Origin of the sequence: Malonomonas rubra DSM 5091 (assembly GCF_900142125.1) — a bacterium.
Lineage (GTDB): Bacteria > Desulfobacterota > Desulfuromonadia > Desulfuromonadales > Geopsychrobacteraceae > Malonomonas > Malonomonas rubra.
The window spans coordinates 1-26070 of the sequence record NZ_FQZT01000005.1; the positions used below are offsets into that span (position 1 = coordinate 1).

General features: G+C 46.7%; 26 protein-coding genes. 22 read left to right on the plus strand and 4 right to left on the minus strand.

Features of this window, described 5'->3' with window-relative positions; all coding sequences use genetic code 11:
* On the plus strand, window positions 1-392 hold a 392-nt coding region (locus BUB13_RS08130; RefSeq protein ID WP_072907736.1), incomplete at its 5' end, for a NapC/NirT family cytochrome c.
* A 30-nt stretch (window positions 393-422) separates the two neighbouring features.
* Complete coding sequence (nrfA, locus tag BUB13_RS08135) at window positions 423-1931, plus strand: ammonia-forming cytochrome c nitrite reductase (RefSeq protein WP_072907738.1); 1509 nt, start codon at window positions 423-425, stop codon at window positions 1929-1931.
* Between the two features lie 394 nt (window positions 1932-2325).
* Here nrfA and BUB13_RS08140 read toward each other — a convergent pair whose 3' ends face one another.
* The gene (locus BUB13_RS08140) at window positions 2326-2631 is read right to left on the minus strand and encodes a hypothetical protein (protein ID WP_072907740.1); all 306 of its coding nucleotides are present in this window, start codon (window positions 2629-2631) and stop codon (window positions 2326-2328) included.
* Between the two features lie 542 nt (window positions 2632-3173).
* Between BUB13_RS08140 and BUB13_RS08145 the strand changes: the two genes are divergently transcribed.
* The 11 genes from BUB13_RS08145 (at window position 3174) to BUB13_RS08195 (ending at window position 10150) form a co-directional block, all read left to right on the plus strand.
* Entirely contained in the window at window positions 3174-3401 is a 228-nt protein-coding gene (locus BUB13_RS08145; protein WP_072907742.1) for a hypothetical protein, read from the plus strand.
* Window positions 3389-3652, plus strand: a complete 264-nt coding sequence (locus tag BUB13_RS08150; RefSeq protein WP_072907744.1) for a hypothetical protein — start codon at window positions 3389-3391, stop codon at window positions 3650-3652. The genes BUB13_RS08145 and BUB13_RS08150 overlap by 13 nt, the downstream gene beginning before the upstream one ends.
* 89 nt (window positions 3653-3741) lie before the next feature.
* Window positions 3742-4248, plus strand: a complete 507-nt coding sequence (locus BUB13_RS08155; protein ID WP_072907746.1) for a hypothetical protein — start codon at window positions 3742-3744, stop codon at window positions 4246-4248.
* On the plus strand, window positions 4245-5012 hold the full coding sequence (locus tag BUB13_RS08160; protein ID WP_072907748.1) for a metallophosphoesterase family protein: 768 nt from the start codon (window positions 4245-4247) through the stop codon (window positions 5010-5012). Before BUB13_RS08155 ends, BUB13_RS08160 begins: the two co-directional genes overlap by 4 nt.
* 33 nt (window positions 5013-5045) lie before the next feature.
* Window positions 5046-5219, plus strand: coding sequence for a hypothetical protein (locus BUB13_RS18925; protein WP_153305035.1), 174 nt, complete (start codon window positions 5046-5048; stop codon window positions 5217-5219).
* 21 nt (window positions 5220-5240) lie between these two features.
* The gene (locus BUB13_RS08165) at window positions 5241-6002 is read left to right on the plus strand and encodes a metallophosphoesterase (protein WP_072907750.1); all 762 of its coding nucleotides are present in this window, start codon (window positions 5241-5243) and stop codon (window positions 6000-6002) included.
* 1 nt (window position 6003) lies between these two features.
* Window positions 6004-6318, plus strand: a complete 315-nt coding sequence (locus BUB13_RS08170) for a DUF6915 family protein (RefSeq protein WP_072907752.1) — start codon at window positions 6004-6006, stop codon at window positions 6316-6318.
* A gap of 97 nt (window positions 6319-6415) precedes the next feature.
* Window positions 6416-7093 carry a hypothetical protein gene (locus tag BUB13_RS08175; RefSeq protein WP_072907754.1) on the plus strand — a complete coding sequence of 226 codons (678 nt, stop codon included), beginning with the start codon at window positions 6416-6418 and terminating at the stop codon, window positions 7091-7093.
* 498 nt (window positions 7094-7591) lie between these two features.
* Window positions 7592-8149: a recombinase family protein gene (locus BUB13_RS08185; RefSeq protein ID WP_072907758.1), complete on the plus strand. Its 558-nt coding sequence runs from the start codon at window positions 7592-7594 to the stop codon at window positions 8147-8149.
* Window positions 8150-8437: 288 nt separating this feature from the next.
* Complete coding sequence (locus BUB13_RS08190) at window positions 8438-9379, plus strand: hypothetical protein (protein ID WP_072907760.1); 942 nt, start codon at window positions 8438-8440, stop codon at window positions 9377-9379.
* A 384-nt stretch (window positions 9380-9763) separates the two neighbouring features.
* Window positions 9764-10150 carry a hypothetical protein gene (locus BUB13_RS08195; protein ID WP_072907762.1) on the plus strand — a complete coding sequence of 129 codons (387 nt, stop codon included), beginning with the start codon at window positions 9764-9766 and terminating at the stop codon, window positions 10148-10150.
* 270 nt (window positions 10151-10420) lie between these two features.
* On the opposite strand, the gene BUB13_RS08200 is transcribed toward BUB13_RS08195, so the two are convergent.
* The gene (locus BUB13_RS08200; RefSeq protein ID WP_072907764.1) at window positions 10421-10954 is read right to left on the minus strand and encodes a hypothetical protein; all 534 of its coding nucleotides are present in this window, start codon (window positions 10952-10954) and stop codon (window positions 10421-10423) included.
* 278 nt (window positions 10955-11232) lie between these two features.
* Between BUB13_RS08200 and BUB13_RS08205 the strand changes: the two genes are divergently transcribed.
* The 9 genes from BUB13_RS08205 to BUB13_RS08240 all read left to right on the plus strand — a co-directional run bounded on the left by BUB13_RS08205 (window position 11233) and on the right by BUB13_RS08240 (window position 23910).
* Window positions 11233-12744, plus strand: coding sequence for a type I restriction-modification system subunit M (locus BUB13_RS08205; protein ID WP_072907766.1), 1512 nt, complete (start codon window positions 11233-11235; stop codon window positions 12742-12744).
* A 116-nt stretch (window positions 12745-12860) separates the two neighbouring features.
* Complete coding sequence (locus BUB13_RS08210) at window positions 12861-14390, plus strand: type I restriction-modification system subunit M (protein ID WP_072908245.1); 1530 nt, start codon at window positions 12861-12863, stop codon at window positions 14388-14390.
* 298 nt (window positions 14391-14688) lie between these two features.
* Window positions 14689-15036, plus strand: a complete 348-nt coding sequence (locus tag BUB13_RS08215; protein ID WP_072907768.1) for a type II toxin-antitoxin system RelE/ParE family toxin — start codon at window positions 14689-14691, stop codon at window positions 15034-15036.
* On the plus strand, window positions 15029-16135 hold the full coding sequence (locus BUB13_RS08220; protein ID WP_072907770.1) for a HigA family addiction module antitoxin: 1107 nt from the start codon (window positions 15029-15031) through the stop codon (window positions 16133-16135). Before BUB13_RS08215 ends, BUB13_RS08220 begins: the two co-directional genes overlap by 8 nt.
* Window positions 16132-16950 (plus strand): TIGR02391 family protein, encoded by an 819-nt coding sequence (locus tag BUB13_RS08225; protein WP_072907772.1) that lies wholly within the window; start codon window positions 16132-16134, stop codon window positions 16948-16950. Before BUB13_RS08220 ends, BUB13_RS08225 begins: the two co-directional genes overlap by 4 nt.
* On the plus strand, window positions 16947-17069 hold the full coding sequence (locus tag BUB13_RS19365) for a hypothetical protein (protein WP_279625977.1): 123 nt from the start codon (window positions 16947-16949) through the stop codon (window positions 17067-17069). The genes BUB13_RS08225 and BUB13_RS19365 overlap by 4 nt, the downstream gene beginning before the upstream one ends.
* Window positions 17066-18262 (plus strand): restriction endonuclease subunit S, encoded by a 1197-nt coding sequence (locus tag BUB13_RS08230; RefSeq protein ID WP_072907774.1) that lies wholly within the window; start codon window positions 17066-17068, stop codon window positions 18260-18262. The genes BUB13_RS19365 and BUB13_RS08230 overlap by 4 nt, the downstream gene beginning before the upstream one ends.
* A gap of 105 nt (window positions 18263-18367) precedes the next feature.
* Window positions 18368-20938, plus strand: coding sequence for a DEAD/DEAH box helicase (locus tag BUB13_RS08235; RefSeq protein ID WP_072907776.1), 2571 nt, complete (start codon window positions 18368-18370; stop codon window positions 20936-20938).
* Between the two features lie 11 nt (window positions 20939-20949).
* On the plus strand, window positions 20950-23910 hold the full coding sequence (locus BUB13_RS08240) for a type I restriction endonuclease subunit R (RefSeq protein WP_072907778.1): 2961 nt from the start codon (window positions 20950-20952) through the stop codon (window positions 23908-23910).
* A gap of 48 nt (window positions 23911-23958) precedes the next feature.
* On the opposite strand, the gene BUB13_RS08245 is transcribed toward BUB13_RS08240, so the two are convergent.
* The gene (locus BUB13_RS08245; protein ID WP_139249335.1) at window positions 23959-25062 is read right to left on the minus strand and encodes a ParB/RepB/Spo0J family partition protein; all 1104 of its coding nucleotides are present in this window, start codon (window positions 25060-25062) and stop codon (window positions 23959-23961) included.
* A gap of 26 nt (window positions 25063-25088) precedes the next feature.
* On the minus strand, window positions 25089-25478 hold the full coding sequence (locus BUB13_RS18770) for a hypothetical protein (protein ID WP_139249336.1): 390 nt from the start codon (window positions 25476-25478) through the stop codon (window positions 25089-25091).
* Between the last annotated feature and the right edge of the window lie 592 nt (window positions 25479-26070).

Consider the following 26070-nt stretch of genomic DNA (forward strand, 5'->3'; position numbering starts at 1 on the left):
CCTGTCACACCATGAACACTCACTATGCGACTTGGCAACACAGTTCACATCGCGGACGGGCGACCTGTGTCGACTGCCACCTGCCGCGTGATTCCGTTTTCAATAAGTACATGGCTAAGGCAAGGGACGGCTTCAATCATTCGATGGCCATGACCTTCAAAACCTACGGCTATAACCTGCGTGCGACTGATAATGCGGCAAAGCGGATTCAAGACAACTGCATCTCCTGCCACGGCAACATTGTCTCGCAGATGCTGGAGAATGCCAAACTGTACAGTAAGACAGAAAGTCATGTGCAGATGGGCCGCAAATGCTGGGAATGTCATCGCGAAGTCCCGCATGGCATCACCCGCAACCTGACAACGACTCAAGAGAACCTGGTTCTTGACTAAATTATAGAAAACTTCCGGAGGAAACGACTTATGAAGAGATCAACGCTTGTAACTGGACTATGTGTCATCGTCATGGTGCCGATGCTGCTGCTGGCGGTGTCGATCAAGGAAAACAAGGCCGAGCAGGCACAGATCAACGCCACACCGCAAATTAAGAAGTTTGAGCCGCGCAGCGCCGAGTGGGGCAAGTACTACCCTCGTCAGTTTGATTCCTACATGCAGACTAAGAAGAGTGACGACATCAAAGATGTACTGAAGGACAACCCGGCACAAATCGTTATGTGGGCCGGATACGGCTTCTCCAAAGACTACAACGCACCGCGTGGTCATTATTACATCCTGGAAGACAACATCAACACCCTGCGCACCGGCGCACCGGTTGACAAGAAGACCGGTCCGATGCCGACTGCCTGCTGGACCTGTAAATCCCCTGATGTCCCGCGCTTGATCGACAAGATGGGCGAAAACGATTTTTACACCGGAAAGTGGGCGCGTCATGGTGGCGAAATAGTCAACCCGGTCGGTTGTGCTGATTGCCACGACAACGAAACCATGAAGCTGACCGTGACCCGCGATTACATCAAACGTGCACTCGATGCAGAAGGCAGCATGCCGTTCGCTGATGCCACCCATCAAGATATGCGGACCCTGGTTTGCGTGCAGTGCCACTCCGAGTACTACTTTAAAAAGACTAAGTGGACTGATGACGCTGGTCAGGAGCAAACAGCTGCTGTGGTCACCTTCCCGTGGAACAATGGTTTCTCCGCCGAAGATATCGAGCAGTATTACGATGAAAGAAACTTCGTCGACTGGACACATAAAGTCAGCAAGACCCCGATGCTCAAAGCTCAGCATCCTGGTTTTGAAACCTTCATTACCGGCGCGCACGGTAAAGCCGGCCTGGCCTGTGCCGACTGCCACATGCCTTACGTCCGCGAAGGTGGCGTCAAGTACTCCAACCACAACGTTGGCAGCCCGCTCAAGGATATCGCTAACACCTGTCTGAACTGCCACAGCGGCACCGAGGCAGAGTTTAAGAAGACTGTTGAAGACAAGCTGGCACGTAAGGACGAGCTGCACCTGAAGGCCACTCAGGTTATCGCCAGGGCCCATCTGGAGGCTGGTAAAGCAATCGAACTGGGTGCCACTGACGAAGAAATGAAGGCGGCCCAGACCGATATCCGTCATGCCCAGTGGCGCTGGGATTACTCGATCGCTGCTCACGGGTCCTTCTTCCACGCACCGGAAGAGACCCTTCGTGTGCTCGGCAGCGCGATTGAAAAGGGTCAGGAAGCACGTATCAAGCTGCGCACCCTGCTTGCCAAGTACGGTGCTGCTGATTTCGAAGCACCTGACTTCTCAACAAAGGAACAAGCTCAAGCCGTTATCGGCCTGCCGTTCGACAAGCTGGTCGATGAAAAGAACGAGTTCCTCAAGGGCTTGAAGCAGGAGTGGTTCCAGGAAGGTCTGGAAAAGGGAATCTACGATCCAAAGAGCCGTGAAGGCATGGTTCTGAAGGTCTCCTATCCGACCAACTAAAGACTCAACGCTAGCTGATCGTTATCCGGCCCTGTTTGCTATCGGTAAACAGGGCCATTTTTTATAAGTCATTTGAAATCAATTGTCCGATGATTGGTTAAATCAATATTATGTATAGTAAATCCGATTGTTAAGTGCATGGAAATCCCAAAAACAGTTGTCGGTCACAGGGCATTGAGACTGCATAAACTTAGGATATCTAGCGAGTTGGGATTATCTCCCCAGACGAACTTCTATTACCTACCAAAAATCCTTTCAAAACTCTCTGTCACATGTCTTTTAGAATATTGGCAAAGGCAGGGAGCAAGGCGGTTTGTTTCAGGTTATGACTTTATGATAAGCCGCCACCTCAATATCGGGGTGGCGGCTTTTTCTAATTGGCTGTCGCATTTGGTCAGTTTTTGTACCACACGATTTCAGCTGCCTCCTGGGCTCGGACATAAAAGAAACGCATAGCTAACGCTGCGCCTCCGATAGACCACCAAACCTCTTTATCCAAGAGTGTTTCGAGACCATATCTAGTGAACCCTTGAACTAAAACGACACCCGCGCCGAAAAGGAGAAGCAGGCAAAACGCATCTACAATTGTCACCTCCTGCATATCACCTCTTCTGCGCATATACGCGCCACATGCTCTACATGCTGTCGCGCCTGTATTGATCCTTGTTCTGCAAAATGGACAAACTTCGCTATAAGCCATATGAGCCTCCTTTTTCGCTTTTGGTAGTAATTGTGAGCCTATTTACTGAGCTTTTTTTATGAATTCTATTTTTAGAGGATTGAAATAAATATATGGCTGTTCAAGTTTGGTTGGATTTGTTCTTTATAAGTATGATGATATTTTATTACTTTAGTATAGGTTGATAATATAATTATTTAACTGTATCTGGAAAAATAAAATTAATACTTTTTTGTTAGTAAAAAAATATAACTTCGTCGAACCTTGAAACTCAAAGATAATCAGATTTTCTTATAGAATAATTTTATCAAACAAAGTAAAAATCTGGAACCCGTAAACTGTCCAGAGTAGAAAAAATAAAAAAAATGCTTTTTCTTTATTTTACGGGTTCCGGATTCTTCAGCTAAACCTTATAATGATTTCAGCCTTCCAAGCTACATTTCAAAGATCTTCTCTACATCATCATCATTTTATTTTTTCGCGCACAGAACACTCAAGGATCACTTTTTCGACCATGGGGCGTTTTGTTTGTTCTGACGAGTTTTCTCTGAACAGGAGGCGATATGGACAAAAAGATGGATGCTGTAAGCAGTACGATTTCGAAGGGTTTGAAGGAATGGCTCAAAACACTTCCTCCTGACGGAACATTCAAGATCACTCTGCCACCCAAAAGACTCAGTGCTGCCGAATTTGCCGAGTTGAAATCCCGCATGAAGTCAAGCGGAGTCGATCATCAAAAGACAGCCCGGAAACTTTTGAAAGCTATTGAGAGTGACTCATGCTCTCGCTGAAAGCAACGATTCAGGCAGTGATGACACCTGCCGTTGAAGAGGCTTTCGTTTGCTGGCTCCATAAAAACTCTGATGCCAGTAATGAACTGTATGTCGCTCGTCTGGTAAAGCAACTGCAGAACATGAGTTCGAGCCGCGAACTGGAACTTGAATTCTGTGCATTTGTGGCAGAGCGAGCAGGTTTTGCCGACATCATGGTTGATGATCATTTTATGTCTGCATATACCTGGGATTTTGTCGAGTGGCGTTAAGGCCGCAAGAGGCTTTGGCAGATGAGATTATGGAAAAGAGGGACTTTGCTTCGTTCAAGTAAACGTTTTTTGACATGCTGGAGACCTGAATGAAAGAGATTTTCCTGACAGCCGACCACCATTTTGGCCACGAAAAGATCCTGGAATACGAACCAGAAAAGCGTGGCCGGTTTTCAAGCATCGAAGAGCACGACGAATTCCTGATCGAGCAGTGGAACTCTGTGGTTCGGCCGGTCGATACAGTGATCCATCTTGGCGATATTTCTTTCGGAAAGCAGGGTTTTAATTGTGTTCGCAGATTGAATGGCTACAAAAAACTGATCCTCGGCAATCACGACAATTTGGATACCCAAGAGTACCTTCAGGTCTTCGCCAAGCTGCACGGATCGCTCTTTTTCAAAGGAGCTGCGTTATTGACCCATGTGCCGGTGCATCCGCAACAGTTGAATCATCGTTTTGCCTTCAATATCCATGGGCATTTACACGGCCGTGGAGGCATTGACGATCAAAGGTACATCGATGTCGGTATCGATGCCTGGGATTTTCGCCCGGTTGCGTGGAGCGAATTGAAAAAGATTATTGAGGAGAAATTATGAAGCGCTTGATCGCAGTGGGTGATATTCACGGACAGAGGAAGTTGCTTGCTGACCTCATCAATCAGATCCAGCCAGAAACTGAAGATCAGCTGGTATTTTTGGGCGACTATATCGACCGGGGCCCCGACAGTCCTGGAGTTATCGAAGATTTACTGGATATTCAATTCATTTTCCCGCAAACCGTATTTTTGCGAGGCAACCACGAACAGCTATTTTTGGATTCTCTGATTTCTTGCGGAGTTCTCCAGGGCAAGCGACTCGAAGAAATCTCTGCGACCTGGGGCCGTGAAATGATCAGGGATACCGATGTGGCATGCTTCAAGCGCAACGGCGGCGAAGAGACGCTAAAGAGTTACGGCGTTGAAATGGTTAGAGACAGTTCCCATGACGATAATGTTTTGTGGCCAAAATACATCATGCTGGGTGAACTTCCTCAAGAGCACTTGGGTTTTTTCCAGGCGACTCAACTTTATTATCAGCATGACAATTTTACGTTTGTCCATGCCGGATATCAGACACGGTATACCAACAAAGATATAGCTCAGCAGGCTTCTGACGACCCCTGGATTTTGTTGTGGGAGCGCTATGGCGGCAAAGGAACAGACGGAGAAACAATTGTCGTCGGTCATACCCCGGTACCGGATAAGCCATGCTTTGAGGCAGGTCGAATCAACGTTGATACCGGGGCTGCCTATGGTAAGCCGTTAAGTGCAGTAGACGTGCTGACAAACGATGTTTTCCAAGCATGTCCATGGTCGGACTGAACTGTAAATCTCAGATTTTGGGAGGCAGCGTAGATGCGGAATGATTTACCGAAAATCGACCCAACAGTTCCTGACGAACAAATCCTCGCATGGGTCCATTCGGTTTTCGACAACCTTGATCAATACAAAGCGGAACAGAGTACCTATATGTGGGCTGTCGCGTTGGTCCGTGAAGCACAAAACAGACAAATCCTCGTATGGCACTAATCTTTAGCGAAGAGAGGTAAGATGAAAATCTTTCCCATTGCCGACATGCACATTGAGAGTCATTGGCAACAGCTCGCCACGTATCGCGGCAAAGCAGACGTCATTATTGCCGCCGGCGACATTCACACCAAAACCGATGGTCCCGCCGAACTCCGTAGAATCTTTGGTTCGAGAGAGATTATTTACATCGCAGGCAATCACGAATATTACGGAAGTGTTCTTAAGGACGAAGATGAGCGTTTGCGAACCGCATGCGAGAGAAAAGGAATTCATTTTCTGCAGTGCGATGCAGTGGAGATCAAGGGTGTCACGTTCGTTGGTTGCACTTTTTGGACAGATTTCAATTTGTTTGGTGAGGAGAAAGAGGCTCAGGCACGTTTTCAAGTCGGTCAATATCTCAATGATTATCGCCTGATTCGGCAAAGCCAAAATAACCATAGACGCCTAAGCACGTTGCAGGCTCTGAAGATCCATGAGCAGCACAAAGCCTGGTTGGTCGAACAGTTTGAGATTTACCGAGGGAAACCACTGGTTGTGGTGTCTCACCACGGTCCATCGGCAAAATGTATTCATCCCGATTATACGGAAGATCTGCTCAGTGCCGGCTTTGCCAGTGACCTTGACGATTTAATCCTGCAAAGCGGCGCCAGATACTGGATTTGTGGCCACAGTCATGTTGGTCAGCATTTTAAGGTTGGCGAGACCGAAGTCTGGCAGAACTGCAAAGGGTACGCAAAAGAGCGGATCGAGGGGTTCAACCCCTGGTTGGAGTTGGAGATTTAAAGTGAACCAGGAGCAACACGAAAAGGCCTGCCAAGAGAAATTCGGACGACCTTGGGCAGAGGTCCATATTTTTCTCGACCAGTACTACGAACTGACGCGAAGCATGACGCATCGGGTTGTTCTGCACCACCGGAAAGGAATTGAAATCGTTGTTGAAGCGTTCGGTGAAGAAGCACGCGGCCCCGCTGAGCAGCACATCATGTTGGATCTTGGATTTGTGCCTGATAGCCCGGATGAGATGGAAAGGTTTTTCTGTCCACTCAGCCCAGAAGAGGAAGATCTGATTCTACAGAAGTTGGAAAAGTTATATGGGTAAGCAAATTCGTTTCATTGGCGTGAAAAGAGATTTACTCCCCGCTGGACCAGCCTCCGGCCTCTGGCGGGGTTCACTATAGAATAGGAAGTAGGCGGTTATGAGGATTTTTGTTGATACTGAATTTTCAAGCCTCGAAAAGCCCAAGCTGATCAGCATCGGCATGGTCAGCGAAGATGGGCATGAATTCTACCGAGAATTGACTGATGGCTGGAAACTGGTTGAGTGCACGATGTTCGTGGTGGCCTGGGTGTTGCCCTGGCTCTCTGAAGGGCGGGTTGGCTACAAGCTCTACTCAAAACTCGACAAACATCTCGACTTGCTCCAGTACGAATGCGATGTTGACAACCTTTTTTCGAAGGCCAAGGAGGAAATGCTCGATCAAGCACTGCAAGTAGACACGGAACTGCTGGAGCATCTCGGGTTTTTATCGAAAAACTATGGCACAACGGACCTTCAGGTTCGGCAAAACAAGTTTCTTCTCAAGCGTATTGGCGGGTATCAGCCCAACAACCTTTTGAGCGGAGATCAAGCTAAGCCAAGAGATTTGGTAAAACAGGATCTTTTAGAATGGCTCAGCAGGTTTCAAAATGTCCAAATCTGCTGTGACTACGATGGTGATTACGAACTTCTGAAAAACTTGCTAGAGCAACCGCTCGAATGGCAGTTGATCGAGAATCGTGCGGTCAGGACGCCAGAGTGGCAATTGCACCATGCTCTGTCGGATGCGAGGGCAATGAAGGAGGGATTCCTTAACCAACAAAGGGACAAGAAATGACAAAGACACATACGTTGCCAGATATTAACTCTGAAACTCCTGATGAAGAAATTTGTGATTACCTTCAGCAAGTTGCGGAACGAGCTGATCAGTTTCGTCGGAGTCAGTCCGGATGCAGTTGGGCCGTCGACTTGATTTTAGAGGCTCGGAGACGAGGTATTGAAATTCCTGAGGAGAAGAAGAGTTGATGGATACTTACATTATCTCGGGACGAAGAAGGTACCTTGATTCTCAATAGACACATTTCAAGAATGTTGTGGCGGAAGCGACTCCCCACGTAAAAAACTGAAGCTCGCAAACAGAGCAATACCTTGCGGCGGTAGGTGCGCCCCGCGTTAACAACTGAACGCACCAAGCAGAATGTAGCAGAGATATTTTCTCTAAATAGGGCACGGTCCAGCGGGAGAAACAAGGTAGCCGGAAAGTTTTCCCACACAAGTCGCTACAGAGTTTTAAGAAGAATTTCCCACAACATCTAGACCTCAATAGGAATGTTGCATGGCGATTATCGGTTACGCTCGTGTCAGCACAGCAGATCAACAACTTGATGTTCAAATCGAACAGTTGCAGACGGCCGGGTGTGAAAAAATCTATCGGGAAAAGGTTTCCGGCGCGGATATCTCCCGTCCACAACTTTCGGCTTTGCTCGACTACGCCAGAGAAGGTGACACGGTTGTTTGCTGCAAGCTGGATCGAATTGCTCGATCTACAAAGCATTTGCTGGAAGTCGTTGATCACCTTCAGCAAAAGAACATTGCCTTCAGGGCGCTAAATATCAACCTGGACACAACCACTCCAACTGGCAAACTGATGTTGACAATGCTTGGAGCCATCGCCGAGTTTGAGCGCGAACTGATGCTGGAACGGCAGCGTGAAGGGATCGCTAAAGCCAAAGCTGCCGGTAAATACAAAGGGCGTAAACCGACTGTACTTGCACAGACCAAGCGGATTGTTGAGTTGGCTGAGCAGGGAAAGAAAAAAACAGAAATCGCTGCAGAGCTCAATGTCGGCTTGAGCAGTGTTTACAGGATTTTGTCAGCCGAAATCAAACCTTGAGCACATCAAAAAAGGCGCAATATGGATGAATAAGCAATCTATCCATTTCATCTAAGCTGAGTTTGCGCTTGTCAATATATCCTCTTGCAAAGATCTTTGGTTTTTCAAAAAAATTGCTTTTATTTTCTTTAATGTAGCAACAGGAAATGCATTGAAATCAGATGTTTCTTATTTTTCACTCGCACACTTTTGTGCGAGAAAAGCCTTGTAAAACAGGAGGTTGTGTGGTTTTGCGTGTAGACATGCCATAAGGTTTCTGTCATTATTACGTACAAAGGAGGGAAAACAATGACCGAAATCGAACAGGAAATATTTGAAGCAATTGAAGCGCTGCCAGCAATTTATGGCAAAGCTGACAGAAAAGAAAAGGCTATTGCAGCTGCGAGGCAGGTTTTCGAAAATAGGCTCGGCAGAATTCAACAAATATTTTCTATCGACTCACCTCTCGACCTGGATTCCAGGCTAGAAGAACTCAACGACATTGTTGAATGGATTGGATTTAGCCTCCGCAAATTCCCGCACACAATAAAGTGGCTGTGTGTAAAAGTTGGCAAGGGGCCGTCAGAGAAAAGCAGAAGATGCTCAATCGAAGTTTATAGGGGCGAACCTGGCCCAAATCCTCAATATACTCCCAGTATTGGCAAGTCTACCTTCATTACGGCGGCAAGCATCATTTATAGTGATGCGGAAGGAAACGCTTGGTTACCTGAGTTTGTTGTTAAGGAAGGTTTAGAGGGGGTCAAACAAAGAGCTAAATACCGCTCCCAGCAATATGTCCGAGTGCCAGTTGCTGCACCGACGTGGCCAGGCAAGGAGGAGTATCTATCTAGGCTAACGGCCTTGTTGCCCTCTCAGGAAGAAATCGATAAAAAGCAAGAAAAACGTAAGGTACAGGCAGAAAAGAAGAGGAAAGAAGACAAAGCGAGGCTCGCTGCTCAGAAGCTCGAGCTAGAGAAGAAGAGGAAGCTTGAAGAACAAAAGGCCGCTGAGGAAAAACAGAAAAAAGATGCCCGGCGAGCAAAGATGGAGCAGGTCCATAGTGTGAATGTTACTCGCTCCTATAGCATTCAAGTTAAGGATGGTCGCTACAAACGCTGGCAGCGTTGTGAAGAAGAGTTTCAGGATGTTTCGTTATTTTTCAGCGGCCAGCGAGTCTATATCGTAGAAGAAAACGGAAATGAAACGATCTCAACACGACAAAATGTTCAGATCCAGAACAGTGCGGCATAACTTGCTGAAGGTTGACTAACGGGCTTGCAGGAGCGGGAGTGACCGATGATTTGACAGCGACTGCAAGGTAGCAGTATAAGTTTCAGTGAGAGGGGCTCAGTTCTTCTCTAGAAGCTCCAAGGCGGCATCCCCCCCCCTCCGCTGTCTTGGAGCTTTTTATTAGTGGCTTAGATGTTTCATTGTTATTTTTCTCTCCACTATATTGATCTTACGATAATTGGCATTTTTTGAGCCAATGGCCTCTTCCCTAGAGCCGACAATACCTGCCTTCATTAGAAAGGTCCATAGGTCATTAAGCTTCAATCGACCCAAATCGAACGAAAAAGCCGCAAAAACGGTGTTTTCTGAGCACTTTCAAAAAAAATTATATGGTCCAATAGATCCATGGACCAAGAATTCGAAAAAGATAAATTAAAAAGGACATCTCAAAAAGCCAAGAACGCGCTGGAGAAAGATGGAGTTGCCTTCAAATTTATTGACCACCTAGACCATTACCCCCCGTGTATTTGGCATCAGGAAATCAGTCGATACTTTCCGTTTTTGAGTCCTAAAACTATTCTCAACCGCCGCGCCAAGGGGGCTTCTGTACCAAGGTCTTTTCAGTGTGGAAGAGCAAGGCTGTATTCTACTCGAGATTTTTTGACTTGGCTTGATCAACTATTTGAAATTACAGAGAAAAATAGCAGGCGGGCCAAAGGCTCTAGCCCCAAAAAACGCAAGGGCCGGAAAACAAAACAACAAGAAGTGAAAGAACGCCGAGGGATCAAGTAACGGTTCAAACCGTAACAATACAAGAGAAAGGATCGTGAAATGTCAGACAAAAAAGAAAAGAAAAAATTCTTAATCCCTGAGTGGATTTCTATCGCAAAGAAAGAAGAACTCATCAAGTCGATGACTCTATCTATGGGGTTCGCTCCTGACTTTATTGTTGCGGATTGGACTCTTAGGAAATTTCGCTTCCCCGGAGATGGGTTCCAGACCCCACACGGTGTGTACAAAAACTATTCGTTGCACAGAAAATATCTATCCATTCCCTCTCTGTTAAAGACACGGTTGTTCAATCTTACTTCTCAGTCCGTAATCCTCATAAACCTGATCGATATCTGGAGAGTTAAGTTCAATCACAATTGCAAAATCATCATTGACTATCTCTATATTAAAAATGCTGCTTCCAAAGTAATTCAAGGCGTATACTTCCTCTGTTCCTGATAGTGGAAGCCTAGAAGGTTCCCTTTTTATGTTTGGATCCCCATAATATTTCACTCCAGGGCTGGAGAACGATTTATTTTTTACTATTTCGATAATTCTACTTTTTATTTGGTCTGCAGAAAGATTTTTTTCTTTAATTATGGAGGTCACAAAAAAATACTCATGTGGACTAAACCTGTGTATGTATGCAATACCATCAACAACCGATTTGAAAAGGAGATCCACGTCATCCTTTTTGTGGAGAGTTATGGGGCCTGTAAAAATTAAATTAATGGGCTCCTTGTGGCTGTTTGTGTCTGATGATGGTTGGTTTACATAGATATAGTGATTTTTTAGTGACGCCATAACGTCCTCTCTTTTTGACATAGAAGGTCTCCTTTTGGGGTAATAAATATCTGAAGAGTATTTTAAATGAGTCAAAAATGTTTTTGTGATCAGAAAACACCTGTTTCCCGGCTTTTGTCGTTTTTTTGCATCAGATTATGCTCGGGAAGCACTCGTTGAGATCCAATAAGGAGGAAAAGCTGAAAACCTTTTCCCTTTCAAAGCCCCCCTTGAATCTATATATTTCTGGAGGGGGAGCATGAAGACCGCATGGCATTTCCTCGCGGTCTTTTATTTTGAAAATTTCCAGGAAAACATTGATGAAACCAGTACTATCACAGCCACAAAACATCGACATATCATCCCTGTCAAATCATCTCTGGCATGCAGCCAATATCCTGCGCGGGCCAGTTGATGCGGCGGATTTCAAGACATATATCTTCCCACTGCTCTTTTTTAAGCGGATATCGGATGTCTTTGACGAAGAGCTAGCTGTCGCCTTAGAAGAATCGGATGGCGATTTCGAGTACGCGCACTTCCCGGAGAACCACCGTTTCCAGATCCCAGAAGATAGTCATTGGCAGGATGTTCGTGGCAAAGCAGAAAACATTGGACATGCGCTTCAAAAAGCGATGCGAAGTATCGAGCAGGCTAACCCGGATACGCTTCATGGCATCTTTGGCGATGCCCAGTGGACCAACAAAGACCGATTATCCGATTCTCTACTGAAAGATCTCATCGAGCACTTCTCTCAGTTAAACTTCGGCAACAAAAACTGCCGTGCCGATATCCTGGGACAATCCTACGAATACCTGATTAAGAAGTTCGCCGATCTGACCAACAAAAAGGCTGGTGAGTTTTACACCCCGCGCTCTGTTGTTGCCCTGATGGTGCGAATACTGGCGCCCCAATCAGGGGAAACAATCTACGATCCTGCCTGTGGAACGGGCGGAATGCTTCTCGAAGCCCTTCACTATGTCACCGAGCATGGTGGTGACGAGAAGTTGATGCTTGGCAAGCTTTACGGGCAGGAGAAAAACTTGACCACATCATCCATTGCGCGGATGAACCTCTTTCTACATGCCGCTGAAGATTTCCATGTCGAGCGCGGCGATACCTTGCGCCAACCAGCTTTTCACATTGGTGATAGCCTGGCCCAGTTCGATTGCGTTATTGCCAATCCGCCCTTCTCACTCGACAAGTGGGGAGAAGAAGTCTGGACCAGCGATCCCTATGGACGCAACTTCGCCGGGTTGCCTCCTGCCAAATCGGGCGATTTCGCCTGGGTGCAGCACATGATCAAGTCGATGGCAGCAAAAACCGGACGCATGGCCGTGGTTTTGCCGCACGGCGTGCTGTTCCGCATGTCCAAGGAGGGACAGATCCGCAAAAAGCTGCTGGAAATGGACATCCTCGAAGCGGTCATTGGTCTCGGGCAAAATCTCTTCTATGGAACGGGGCTTGCGGCTTGTGTATTGATTTTCAAGCAGAGCAAATCTAAGGAACACCGGCAGAAGGTTCTTTTTATCGACGCCTCAAAAGAAATGAAGGTCGGTCGGGCACAGAATGAAATGCAGCCTGAACAAGTCGAGCGTATTAATGGCTGGTATGCCGATTATCAGGATGTCGAAGGTCTCTGTAGAGTCGTAACCCTCGATGAGGTCCGCGAGAATGATTACAACCTAAACATCCCACGCTATGTCGAACCTGTCATTGAGGAAGAAACGATAACTGTTGAGCAGGCCATGACGAACCTAAAAGAGTCTCTTGAGTCTGCCTATACCGCTGAGGATCGGCTAAAGGAGCTTCTATCGCGGGAGGGACTTCTGTGACAGTTGGCGACAATACAGACGATACCAATCACCAGTCCGAGGAATATGGGGCTAACAATAAGCTAGTTACTCGTGAGCGCGCAGCCGAACTTAAAAAGCTGCTGAAAAAGAAATTGATGCACGTAGGCTCTAAGCAAATTTCACAATCACAACTTGAATCTTATCTCTGGGGAGCCGCCACCCTTTTGCGTGGCTATATCGATGCCGGAGACTACAAGCAGTTCATCTTTCCCCTGCTTTTCTACAAGCGCCTGTGTGATGTTTATGATGAAGAATTAGCTGAGGCGTTAGCAGAGTCTGATGGTGACACTGAGTATGCCGCTATGCCAGAGCAGCATCGTTTTCAGATTCCCGAAGAAGCCCATTGGTCGGTAACGAGAAACCATGTCAGCAGTGTCGGTAAGGCGATTCAGAATGCTTTGCGGGCAATTGAAAAGGCCAACCCGGACACTTTGTTCGGCGTATTTGGTGATGCACAGTGGACCAACAAGGATCGCCTGCCGGACCGCATGCTACGAGAGCTGGTCGAGCATTTCAGTTCCCAAACGCTTTCATTGGCCAATTGCCCTGAGGATGAGCTTGGTGTTGGTTACGAATTTCTGATCAAGAAGTTTGCCGATGATTCAGGGCATACGGCCGCAGAGTTCTATACCAACCGGACCGTGGTTCACCTGATGACCGAGATGCTTGAGCCGCAGCCAGGTGAGTCGATTTACGATCCTACCTGTGGCTCTGCGGGGATGCTGCTTTCGGCTGTGGCCCACCTCAAACGGCAGGGTAAGGAGTGGCGCAACCTTAAGCTTTTCGGCCAGGAACGCAACCTGCTGACGTCAGCGATCGGCAAGATGAACATTTTTCTGCACGGAATTGAGGATTTCAAAATCGTGCGTGGTGACACCCTTGCCAACCCTGTCTTTGTTGAGGGGGATCAACTTCAGCAGTTCGATCTGGTGCTGGCCAACCCACCCTACTCGATCAAACAGTGGGACCGTGATGCCTGGTCTTCTGATCCTTGGGGGCGAAACATCTATGGAACCCCGCCGCAGGGGCGTGCAGATTATGCTTTCTGGCAACACATCGTCAAAAGCATGAACCCGCAGACGGGGCGCTGCGCCATCCTCTTTCCGCACGGCGTTTTGTTTCGCAATGAAGAATCTGCGATGCGCGAAAAGTTGGTTGCGCATGATGTGGTCGAATGCGTTCTCGGCTTGGGTCCCAACCTCTTCTACAATTCTCCGATGGAAGCCTGTGTTGTCATCTGCCGGATGAATAAGCCCAAGGAGCGCCGAAACAAGGTGCTCTTCATCAATGCGGTAAATGAGGTCACTCGCGAGCGTGCGCAGAGCTTCCTCACTGATGATCACATACAAAGGATTGTCGAAGCCTACCAGTCCTTTTCCGATGTGGAAGGATTTTCCCGGGTCATCAGCAACGATGCAATTCGTGAGAAGAGCAGCAATCTCAGTATTCCACTTTACGTTCGGGCAAACAATTCTTCCGGGCTTACTGTCGCTGAAGAACAGGCCGCTTATGGCGCAAAAGACTTAGAGCAATCGATTGCAGATTGGCAGAACAGCTCGAAAGAGTTACGGACATCAATGGACAATCTTCTGAAAATGTTGGAGGGGGTCAACAAAGGAGCATAAGTCGAGTACTCTTTGACACAAAAATATGCCTTTTTTTGTGTCAGGATAGATATGGGTAAAAAAGAAAAACCAGTTGATAGTAAGGTGCTTAGCAGAATTTATGGTCACGTGAGGGGTTGGGCCTTTCACCCAAGTGCTGATGAAGGATATTCCGCGACCTGTCGGATAAGATGACCTCTGAGTGAAAGAATTTATAAAGATGGTTCGAAGACATTGCGAGATTCCATGGACAAGCTATTTGATGAATTGTAATATTATTAACCCAATGGGTTAATAAAAATGTTGACGGAGGGCGGGGTTGGATATATCATTTAAAAACAAAAAGTTTGAAAAAGAATTCAATGAGGGGGCACAGCTGAACAAAACCCATGGGGCCAAGCGTGCTAAAAAAATTCGCCTGAGAATGGCTGAATTTCGAGCTGCTATAAGTCTGATGGATTTTTGGCCTCCCAAAAGTGGCCCAAGTAGATGCCATGAGTTAAACCAAGGCAAACGCAAGGGTCAGCTTTCAGTCGATCTCGACCATCCTTACCGCTTGATTTTCATTCCCGACCATGATCCTGTGCCCACCCGTGAGGATGGTGGATTAGATTGGTCGCAGGTGACTGCTATAAAGATTATGGGAGTGGAGGATACCCATGAGTAAAGCTCAAGAGAACAGTTTCGTTCCCGACTATTTAATTACTCCTGGTGAAGTGCTAGAAGACTATCTTGACGATATGGGCATGACTCAGGCCGAACTTGCAGACCGGACGGGTTTGTCCAAAAAAACAATCAACGAAATTATCAAGGCCAAGTCACCTATTACGACAGAAACGGCATTAAAGCTAGAGCGAACCCTGGGACGACCCGCGCATTTCTGGAGCAATTTGGAAAGGCAGTACCAAGAAGATCGCTTACGGATAGCTGAGCAGCAGCGAATAAAGTGCGATATGGAATGGTTAGAAAAAGTCCCCGTTGCTGCCATGGCCAAATTGGGTTGGATTCCCAAGCTGAAAAGTCCGGTTGAAAAGCTTGAAGCGGTTCTTCGTTTTTTTGGCATTGCATCTCCCGCTCAATGGGAAACGGTGTGGCGTGAACATCAGGTCGCTTACAGACAGACGGAACGTTTCGAAAATTGTGCGGAATCTGTTTCAGCATGGTTGAGACAAGGTGAAATTCAAGCGCAGCAGATTTCCTGTGCACCATTCGACAAAAAAGCTTTTCAGCATGTTCTTGGCGAAGTTCGTGATTTGACTCGAGAGGAAGCTCCGGATGTTTTTGTCCCCAAGCTTGTTGAGCTTTGTGCTTCTGCTGGTGTTGCTGTCGTTTTTGTCCCTGAACTCCCAAAGACAGGTACTTACGGTGCAACGCGGTGGCTTGGAGACCGAGCAGTGATTCAGCTCAGTTTGCGCTACAAGAGTAATGATCATCTCTGGTTTACCTTTTTCCACGAGGCCGGGCATATCCTCAAACATGGCCGCAAAGATGTCTTTATCGAAGGGAAAAACGGTTTAGACAATGAGAAGGAAGAAGAAGCGAATGTTTTTGCCCGCGACAAGCTGATTCCTCCTCAAGAGTATCGTCGTTTCCTCACTAGTTGGGACGGATGCTCTCTTGCGCCTGTTGTTGCCTTCGCTGAAGAAATCCAAATTGCTCCGGGGATTGTTGTTGGGCGCTTGCAACATGACGGTCGTCTTCCCATAAAAATCGGCAATAAATTGAAAGTTTTTTATCGCTGGGCGGCTAGTAAGGGCGAGAAATGAGTGTGCAACAACCCTTTGATCCTGGAACAATTGAAGCAATATCCAGGGTTCTTGGTGAGGCCGGTTCAGGAACAGATATCAGTCGATATCTTCAAACGAATGGTCTTGTTGATGATTCTGGTGAATCGACCAAATGGCGACGTCTCAATTCGATATTTCTGAGAAGCCAGTCCACGACAAAAAGCGCAAACCAGATTCTTTCTTTTGTTCAGTCGTATCTTGTACCAACCCGTTTTGTCGGGAAGAGAGATGAATTTGAAAACCATCGCGGTGAGCTCAACGCGATTTTGATTCTGCATGGCCTTGAATATGGCAAAGAAGGCCTATTTAGGGAGACTGTTCAGGCAAAAACATTAGATGAAGCAGAGTCACGAGCCCAGGCTGTTCGTAACAAGTTGGCTCCCCGCAATACTCACCCCGAAGTTTATAAATATTGTCAGCCTGAGCTGATGCAGGAGAATTACTTCCACGCCGTTTTTGAGGCCTGCAAAGGATTATTCCAAAGAATTCGTGATCTTTCCGGGGTTGAAGCCGATGGGGCCAATTTGGTTGACCGTGTTTTCTCGGTTGAAAAGCCATTCCTTGCATTTAACACCCTGCAGACGGAAACAGAAAGGTCTGAGCACAAAGGATTTGCGCAGCTTCTGAAGGGATGTGCGGCAGCGATCCGTAACCCGCTTGCCCACGGACCGAAAATTCTGTGGCAAGGTGAAACCGATGCCGCTGATTACCTTACCTTACTTTCCATGCTGCATAGAAAGCTGGATCAATGTGTAAACGTTCCTCAGAACAAAGGAGTGGAAGTCAGCAAATGAACAAATCTGCCTTAAAAACTCCCCTTCAATCAATAGACTTGAGTAGCTATGCAGAAAACATTCTTTCCGCCGAAGACCATCAACTTTTTGGCGATGCTGTTGAGGATGAAGAGTCATGACTTCTCAATTTCTTAATCCCGGCTGGAAGATGGTGAAATTCGGCGAGGTGGTGAAGAACGCCAATCTTGTGGAGCGAGATCCCGGGGCGAATGGAGTTGAAAGAATCGTCGGGCTTGAACACATCGACCCCGAAAACCTGCATATTCGTCGCTGGAACTCTGCCGAAGATAGCACTTCCTTCACTCGCAAGTTCGTTCCAGGGCAGACGCTGTTTGGAAAGCGTCGCGCTTATCAGCGTAAAGTTGCGTATGCAGAATTCGAAGGAATCTGCTCTGGGGATATCCTGACATTCGAATCGAAGGATAAAGCAGTTTTTCTACCCGAGCTATTGCCCTTTATATGTCAGAGCGATGCGTTCTTTGACCATGCGCTTGATACTTCTGCGGGGTCACTTTCGCCAAGAACAAACTGGAAAGCTCTTAAAGGGTATGAATTTCCCCTCCCACCACTGGGAGAACAGATGCGCATCGCCGAGCTACTATGGGCGACTGATGACGCAATTGAAAAACAAAAAATTGCCCATAAAAAAACAACTCAATTGCTCGAATCGATACGCGACCACGAAATATGTTCAAAGGCTTACAAATGGAAAAAACTTGGGTCAGTTTTGAAATCTATAGTTGCCGGAAAAAGCGTTGTTGGGGTCAATACACCGGCAGGTGCGAATGAATTTGGTGTCCTGAAAGTTAGTGCTGTTGGCTCGAACGGGTTTGAAGCAAATGAAAATAAACGTCTTATCGATTCTTCAGCATTTCTTCCTCAATACAGGGTAAATGAAGGTGCGCTGCTCATAACTCGTTGCAACACAACAGATCTAGTAGGGCGAGCGTGTCTCACGCACAAGGGCTATTCCAATCTGATGCTGTGTGACAAAACGCTTCAACTTGTATTGGACGATAGCAAAGCTGATAAGAGATACATATTTGAGGCTTTGCGGGCTCGAAACCTAAGAACTCAAATTATGGGACGTGCGACTGGAACAGGTGGAGCGATGAAGAATATTTCACAACAAGATATACGCTCACTATTAGTGCCGTTTCCACCGCTTGAAGTACAAAAAATGATAGCTGCTAAAGTAGTGGAGGTCAATAAAAGGATTGTTGAACTGGATAATCAAATATACACACTGCGTAGTCTTGCCAAGCGGCTGTCGATTGAATTGATATACGAAAGTAGGATCGACCACGCTTAGGGAAAAAAGCCCTACCAAAAACATGGTTGCGGAAGAACAATTTTTATACGGTGGAGCTCTCAACGATTACACAGTTTATAGATAACTGCCCAAGGGGGGCGCAAAATGGCATTCAAAATACCTTCCAAGTCTTCAATATCCATAAAAGATCCAGAAACGTTATTCCGGGACCTGCGAGATCGTACCGTAGAGGGACTTCTCGCGCAGCAAGCAGATATGCTTCGTAAATACATGGAGCATGTCGACAAAAACGACATAGCACTTGAACTCCCCACCGGTAGCGGTAAGACTTTGGTTGGCCTGCTAATTGCGGAATGGCGGAGAAGAACCAAAAGAGAGCGATGTGTCCTGCTTTGTCCAACCAAGCAACTTGTTCACCAGGTTGTTGAGCAGGCCAAGGAAAAATATGGCATCAATGCACTTGATTTTTCAGGCTCTGCCCGTCAATTTCCCATGGCCGATAAAACAGCCTTCAACAATTGTGAGGCCATTGGAATAGCCACCTATAGCGCGCTATTCAACACGAACCCCTTCTTCGACGGTGCTCACACCATCATTTTTGACGATGCTCATGCCGCTGAAAACTACGTTTCAAGCTTTTGGTCGCTCGAAATCAGTCGTAATGAAGACGAAAAAACCTTCGATGCGATCTGGCAAGTTATTGCGCAATACACGACAGACAATGACCAGCTTCGTTACGATCAGGTCAATGACGGATCTCTTGACACTTCTTTTGTCAACAAAATCCCAACACCTTATCTGTTCACCTGCAAGACAGCATTGACCGTTGCGATTGATAATGCGTGCAATAGAGAAGATAGCCCTGACGAATACGGCTACAGATGGCAAATGATCAAGGATCATTTACATGCATGTCATCTTTACTACACTAGCCAATCAATCCTTATTCGACCTCTTATTTCACCCACGAAAAGTTTTTCACCTTTCCAGAATGCGCGACAGCGCATCTATATGTCAGCTACTCTTGGCGAAGGTGGAGACTTGGAAAGAATCTTTGGTCGTAAGAAAATCGAGAGAATTCCAGCACCAGAGGGGTGGGAAAAACAGGGCATTGGACGCCGATTCTTTGTTTTCCCAATGCGGAAGTGGGATGAAACCACCTCATTACAACAAGCCATTTCTTGGATAGGGAAATTTGACAGATCCCTCATCCTCACACCAAGCAATCGTGCTGCTGATATCGTTAGAGGATTTATCACAGCAAACCCAGCAACCCAAAAGCATTTGCAATTTAATGCCTCGAATCTAGAGGCGTCCAAAAAGTCTTTCACCCAGGCAAAGTCAGCAATTGCGATACTGGCTAACAGATATGACGGTATCGATTTGATCGGAGACGAATGTCGATACTTAATGATTTTTGGTCTGCCCGAGTCAACAAACCTCCAAGAGCGCTTTATTATCAGTCGCCTGGGCGGATCTGTTCTATTCAATGTTCGTATTCGCACAAGAGTCACTCAAGCAGTAGGAAGGTGCACCCGCTCCTCAACCGACTACGCCCTTGTGGTCATCATCGGTGATAAAGTCCATCAGTATTTTCACAGGCCAGAAAATAGAGACACCTTACATCCAGAATTACAAGCGGAAGTCAATTTTGGCGTTGAGCAGTCAAACGTCGATAACCCCCTGGAGTTAAGTAATAATATTGATATTTTTATTGACCACGGGCCCGAGTGGAAGTCAGCCGATGGGCACATATTGGAAACAAGGGATGAACTGACTCAATCACCCCTACCCTCTGCAGAGCCGCTCGGTAACTCTGTTTCCCATGAGGTTAAATTCCAAGATGCTCTCTGGTCTGGGGATTTTGAAAGCGCCCTGTCTTCCGCCAAAGACGTTCTTGCCTGCCTTGCGGGAGGACATGAACTGAAGGGCTATTCTGCTCTTTGGAACTACCTCGCAGGTTCTGCTGCCTATCTCTCAAATCAACCACAGGTCGCCCAAAGCCACTTTTCATCAGCATTTTCATGTGCCAGTACATTGCCATGGCTTAAGCAGATGCAAAAACTAATCTCTGCTCAGTCAACTGAAGTCCCAGTTGAGGTCATTTATGGAGAGCGTATTGAGCGTATTGAAGGCGTGCTGGAAAAGTTTGGCAAGTCCGGAAGTTTGAAGGTTGATAGATATTTACAGGCGATTCGAGATGGACTTGCAAGTTCTGAATCAAAGCCCTTCGAGGAAGCGCAAGTTAAACTTGGACGCATCCTAGGGTTTGAATCTGGCAACACTGAGCGTTCAGGTGACCCAGATCCTTGGTGGATTTTTGGACGACAAGGCATTGTCTTTGAGGACTACACTGCAACTGGGGACAACCCGGTTGTCTCTAAGGATAAAACTCTACAAGCGAAAGCTCACCCAGACACGCTTTCGGAAGAACATCCCGGAGTAAATTTCTCGGTCGTAATGTGTTCGAGTTCTGACAAGTTGCATCATGCCGCTACGCCTCATACTGGCGATGTGTTTTACATAAGCGTTGACGAATTCAAAAAATTCTCTGAAGAATGCATGACAACCATACGTGTTCTCTGGGATGCTTTCCAATCACCAGGAATCATTGAGTGGAGAGAGTTTGCTGCACGAAAGCTTACTGAAACCCAGTTGGGTACAGAAGAGATTCTGGCACGATTAACGAGTACGAAGCTTTCAACTTTGGCGTGAGGGGGATACGAATGGCTTACTTCAACGAAGAAAACACCGTTGAACAATTGATTCTCGATACGCTCTCTCGTAATGAAAATGTGGACATCGTTTCCGAAGAAAACGCTCTTTACGGTAATGAGTTTGAGGGTTGGAAATTCATCCCCGCTGACGATTTGCCCCGTCAATATTCGGACGTCTTCGTTGAAAAACATGTACGTGACGCCCTCATCCGGCTGAACCCTGAAATCAAATACCAGCCTGATCGAGCCGACGAAGTTCTCTACCGAATTCGCACAATTCCTCTGTCTGTGCAAAGCGAAGGCCTGGTTCGGGCCAACGAACTCTTTACCGAATGGCTTCGTGGCGAAAAAACCATGCCCTTCGGTGACAAAGGGGAGCACACCCAAGTCAGGTTGATCGACTTCGATGATCTATCAAAGAACGAGTTCATCATCACCAGCCAGTGGGTTTATCCAACCAAAGAAGGAGGCAGGCGTTTTGACATTGTACTACTGGTCAACGGCCTGCCTCTTGTCATTGGGGAAGCGAAGACACCGGTTCGGCCGGCAGTGACCTGGGTGGATGGTGCCAACGACATCCATAACGGTTACGAAAAGAGCGTTTCGCAGATGTTCGTACCGAATGTTTTCTCCTTCGCTACCGAAGGAAAATGTTTTCGTTACGGTTCGATCCGCATGCCGATTGATATTTGGGGGCCCTGGCACGATCCGGACAACAAATCTGAAGGAACTCTGGCAGATGTACAACGAGTAGCAAAAAACATGCTTCGCCCTGAGATCGTGCTCGACATTCTGCAGAACTTCACTCTCTTTGCCACAGACAAGAAGCACCGGCGAATCAAAATCATTTGTCGATATCAGCAGTATGAAGCTGCAAACCTGATGGTCGATCGGGTTATCAATGGCTATCCGAAGAAAGGTTTGATCTGGCATTTTCAGGGATCGGGCAAGTCGTTATTGATGGTATTTGCGGCCCAGAAGCTCCGAATGCACCAAAAGCTGCGGAATCCGACAGTTATGATCGTTGTTGATCGGATCGATTTGGACACCCAGATCACCGCCACCTTCAATGCTGCCGACATTCCGAACATGATTGGTGCCTCGACTCGACAAGAGTTACAAGCCCTGCTGGGGCAGGATATCCGCAAGATCATTATCACGACCATCCATAAATTTGGCGAAGCGGATGGACAGCTAAACGATCGCTCTAACATCATCGTCATGGTTGACGAAGCCCACCGAACGCAAGAGGGTGACCTGGGGCGTAAAATGCGCGAGGCACTGCCGAATGCCTTCCTCTTCGGTTTAACCGGAACCCCGATCAACAAAAGGGACCGCAATACCTTCTGGGCCTTTGGGGCAGAAGAGGATGACCAGGGTTACTTAAGCCGCTACTCGTTTCAGGATTCGATTCGCGACAAAGCAACCAAGCCTCTTCATTTCGAGGCTGTGGATGTGAAGCTACACGTCGATAAGGTTGCGATCGATGAAGCGTTCGAGAACCTCACCGATCAGCTGGATGAGCAGGACAAGGATGATTTAGCGAAACGTGCCGCCAAAATGGCGATACTTATCAAGTCGCCGGAACGGGTACAAGCGATCTGCCAGCACATCGTTGATCATTATCAGGAAAAGATAGAGCCGAACGGATTCAAGGCACAGGTCGTCACTTTCGACCGGGAATGCTGTGTGCTCTACAAGCGTGCGATGGATGAACTGATCGGGCCGGATGTCAGTGCCATAGTTATGCACACCAAGGGTGGCAAGGGGGACGAGTACGCCGAATGGAAGATTTCAAAGGACGAAGAAGAAAAACTTCTCGACCGCTTTCGTGACCCCAGCGACCCACTGAAGTTCCTGATCGTTACCTCGAAGCTGCTCACTGGCTTCGACGCACCGATTCTGCAATCGATGTATCTCGACAAGCCGATGCGCGACCACAACCTTTTGCAGGCAATCTGCCGAACCAACCGGGTTTACCCTGGCAAGACCCATGGCTTGATCGTTGACTATCTAGGGATCTTCGATGATGTAGCTACCGCCCTCGACTTCGACGAAAAAGCAGTACAGAAGGTCATTACGAATCTCGACGAACTGAAAAAAGAGCTACCGATTTTCATGACGAAGTGCCTGGCTTTCTTCCCTGATGTTGATCGGGCGGTTGGCGGCTACGAAGGGTTGATGGCTGCGCAGGATTGCCTACCGAACAACGAAATTCGTGATAAATTCGCCGCCGAATTTTCCGTTCTCTCTAAAATCTGGGAGGCGCTTTCACCCGATGCTTGCTTAGGCCCTTACAAAGAGGACTACAAATGGCTGACTCAGGTATACGAATCGGTCAAACCGCCAAGCGGCCATGGCAAACTGCTTTGGCACACCCTTGGAGCAAAAACCATCGAACTCGTCCACGAAAATGTTCATATCGACGCAATTCGTGATGACCTCGAAACCTTGGTAATGGATGCCGAAGTTCTCGAAGAGCTACTCAATGCTGCTGACCCGAAAAAGAAGGGCAAGGAGATCGAAATCAAGCTGATCGCCCGTCTGCGTAAACACCAAGGAAACCCAATCTTCGTTAAGCTCGGTGAGCGGCTGGAAAAGATCCGCGAGCGCCACGAGCAAGGTTTGCTCAATAGTCTCGACTTCCTTAAAGAACTGCTGACTTTAGCAAAGGACGTGGTTGAGGCCGAAAAGGATGTCGATACTGAAGACGAACAAGACAAGGCGAAAGCTGCACTTTCGGATTTATTCGCCGAAGTAAAAACCGGTAGCACGCCGGTTGTTGTCGAACGAATTGTAACCGACATTGACGAAATCGTTCGGCTCGTTCGCTTTCCAGGCTGGCAAAATACCAATGCCGGCGAAAGAGAAGTCCAAAAAGCCCTTCGAAGGGTGATTTACGTCAAGTACAAGATCAAAGACCAAGACCTCTTTGATAAGGCCTATAGCTATATCAAACAGTACTATTGAGCATCCGTTGAGGAGGCCTTCGGCGCACCGAAATCGATCTCCATTGGCTTAAGGTGACAATAAACCTTGAACTGTTGAGGTCAATTTTCGCAACTTCGCCTCAATGCCAGTCCGTTTGTTACCGAAGGTTTCGAGATCGGTTTTCGCCAATCGGGTGCGCAGGATTTCAATATTTTTTTGCAATGTAATTGGCGATTTTATTTGGTTGACAGCATGCCGCAAGTCATTGATCGCCATATCCCCCCTTCGGTATCTATTGAAAAGGTCTATCATCTCTTCCGCACTACCAACCCGAGCAATCTGAACCAAAGCGCTACGGGGAATCTTTTTGTCGTTCCGACACACTTCTTTAATGGCTTTAGGTAGCCGATTAAGGCTCAATATTTCGCAGACTGTCGACTCAGCCCTATTGATCAGATCAGCGACTTCAAGTGATTTGAGTCCCCCTTCATTTTTCAGACGCAATAATGCTTCTGCTTCAGCTATTGGGCTCAAGGTTCCGTTATTTAATTGCTTAACCAAAGACATTACGTTCGAAGATAGGCTTGCCATAAAGATTGCTGGAATCTTTTCCAGGCCAGCATCCTGAGCGGCCACAAGACGGTGACTACCGGCGGCTAAAATCAAATATCCTTCGGTATCCATACGAAATCTCACTGGACGCAAGACTCCAGATTTCGCAATAGATAATCTCAACCCATCCAAAACATCTGTTTTAAATGCATTATTTAGCCGATCAGGGTCTGGCAATAAAGACTGGATGGGGACCTGGTATAGTTCACGGTCCACAAGAACTTGTTCCTTATCAAGAAATTCATACTTTTTATCTTCAGCCGGGGTTTTGAGTTCTGCAAGTTTTCCATTTTTCTTCATTTCTGCCCTTTGCATTTTTTTCAGGCGGTTGGCTTCTACAACAAAAGTACAAATTCGTTTTCTGTAAGGAGCCGGATATGGCCTGATGTTTCTCATGTTCCATGCCATGACAGATGAAGTTAGCGGAGAATCATAAAACGCGAAGTTTTCTGTTGCGATTATCCAACCTAAGCCCTTTTTCCCGGCAACATTGAATAGATGGACTTCGCCGTCCAGCGGTAGGTTCTCAGGGTAAACAATTCCGATTTCTCTCAAACACTCAAATAGCTCATAAATCATAAACACACCCTTCTCTTTATGAATAATTAGATATTCCCACGACGTTCTTGCACCTGTTTTAATTTAGTTTTCCTTCCCCTTCTTGGTGTTTTTATTTTAGTATCTGATTTAGAAAGAGGCTCTTTATTTACTTCTTCAGTCAGGCTGTCAAGCCACTCTAAGAAGCTTTTTGTCTCGTAAACGACTGAATTAAGGCATTTAACTGATTTAGGAACAGACATTCCTAGACTTTTTCTGTTTGCTAATGTCTTTTTACTTACAAAAGGAAAATATTTTTCTATATCATTCCTGGCAATAAATGGTGGGAATTCATTTAAATGATCTATGAACTTAAAGGCTGATTTTTTTTCTGTCCTAACAGGCTCCACCGTAAAAACCTTTTGGACTTTTTGCTCTTTTTCGTCAAATCTCCGCATTTCTTAATTTCAACATAGAAAATCTGAAAAAAGTGATCAATAAAGGGCAATTTTGCGGCTTTTGTCGGTTTTTTTGTAAAAATTTGTCTTTTTTCTGCGTTGTCGAGGGAGATGATTTGGCGATGGAGGTTCGAGAAATAGATTTTCGAGAAGCCCGAATCTGACATTAAATTGCAATTTTCTACATAGGATCGATGCCTCCAGATGGAAAGTTTCATCTCGATCAACGGTTCAATGTTTCAAGAAAGTCTCATTCGCGAGAGAGCTTTTCTGGATGGCCTCTCTGCTCCATTGTTGTGACAGTTCAAAAAATAGTTCCCTCTGATTCCCTGGAGTTCCCGCTGCGCCAATTTTGCGGCACTCAATAATTTTTCACGACTTTTCATTCTTTGTAACTAGCTGTTTTTGCAGGGATTATGATCGTCGACAACTATCTGAAAAGGTCTTCAAAACCGATGTGGGGCGTATCCCGTCCCGGGTGGGTTCGATTCCCATCTGCCTCCGCCATTAATAAAAAACAGGGGGTTGCGAACTTTTTCGCAGCTCCCTGTTTTTTTATGCCTAGCACATCCAGCATTGTTGCGACATTATT